Source organism: Arthrobacter oryzae, from assembly GCF_031454875.1.
Taxonomy (GTDB): Bacteria; Actinomycetota; Actinomycetes; order Actinomycetales; family Micrococcaceae; genus Arthrobacter; species Arthrobacter oryzae_D.
This window is the reverse complement of the sequence record NZ_JAVDRQ010000032.1, coordinates 1-1,276: the sequence shown is the minus strand read 5'-3', so window position 1 is coordinate 1,276 and position 1,276 is coordinate 1. Positions and strand designations below refer to the sequence as shown.

Below are 1,276 nucleotides of genomic sequence, written 5' to 3'. Positions count from 1 at the left end.
CTCCCATATCCTCAGCGGGTTGACTAACCAGCTGCCTGATCGTGATCCGGAAGAGACCGCCGAATGGATTGAGTCCCTGGATACGCTGATCAGGGAACAGGGCACCGAGCGTGCCCAGTACATCATGCGCAGTCTCCTGCAGCGTGCCGGCGCCCAGAGCGTCGGGGTCCCGATGGTCACCACCACGGACTATGTGAACACCATCCCGGCGGACCAGGAAGCAGAGTTCCCGGGGAACGAGGAGTACGAGCGCCGGTACCGGGCGTACATGCGCTGGAACGCCGCGGTGATGGTGCACCGGTCCCAGCGGCCCAACATCGGCGTGGGCGGGCACATCTCCACCTACGCCGGGGCCGCGACCCTGTACGAGGTCGGCTTCAACCACTTCTTCCGCGGCAAGGACCACCCCGGCGGCGGGGACCAGGTCTTCTTCCAGGGCCACGCCTCCCCGGGCATGTACGCCCGGGCGTTTATGGAAGGACGTTTGACCGAGCAGGACCTGGACGGGTTCCGGCAGGAAAAGTCCAAGGCCGGGCATGCCCTGTCCTCCTACCCGCACCCGCGGCTGATGCCGGAATTCTGGGAGTTCCCCACGGTCTCGATGGGCATCGGGCCGATGAACGCGATCTACCAGGCGCAGTCCAACCGGTACCTGCACAACCGCGGCCTGAAGGACACCAGTGACCAGCAGGTCTGGGCGTTCCTGGGCGACGGTGAAATGGACGAGCCCGAGTCCCGCGGCCTGCTCCAGCTCGCCGCGAACGAGAACCTGGACAACCTGAACTTCGTGATCAACTGCAACCTCCAGCGCCTGGACGGGCCGGTGCGCGGCAACGGCAAGATCATGCAGGAACTCGAGGCGTTCTTCCGCGGCGCGGGCTGGAACGTGATCAAGGTCGTCTGGGGCCGGGAGTGGGATGACCTGCTCGGCCGTGACCAAGACGGGTCGCTGGTGAAGATCATGAACGAAACCCCGGACGGGGACTACCAGACCTACAAGGCCGAGTCCGGCGGGTTCGTCCGCGAACACTTCTTCGGGAAGACCCCGCAGACCAAGGAAATGGTCGCGGACCTGACCGATGACCAGATCTGGAACCTCAAGCGCGGCGGGCACGACTACCGCAAGGTCTACGCCGCGTACAAGGCAGCGACCGAATTCAAGGGCAAACCCACCGTGATCCTGGCCAAAACGGTCAAGGGCTACGGACTCGGACCGCACTTCGAAGGCCGCAACGCCACCCACCAGATGAAAAAACTCACCCTCGACGACCTCAAG

Annotated in this window: 1 pseudogene; it reads left to right on the top strand. The window is 64.4% G+C overall.

Annotated elements, in window-relative coordinates:
• Positions 1-1,276, top strand: a pseudogene (locus tag J2805_RS23895) (pyruvate dehydrogenase (acetyl-transferring), homodimeric type); the annotation flags it as partial.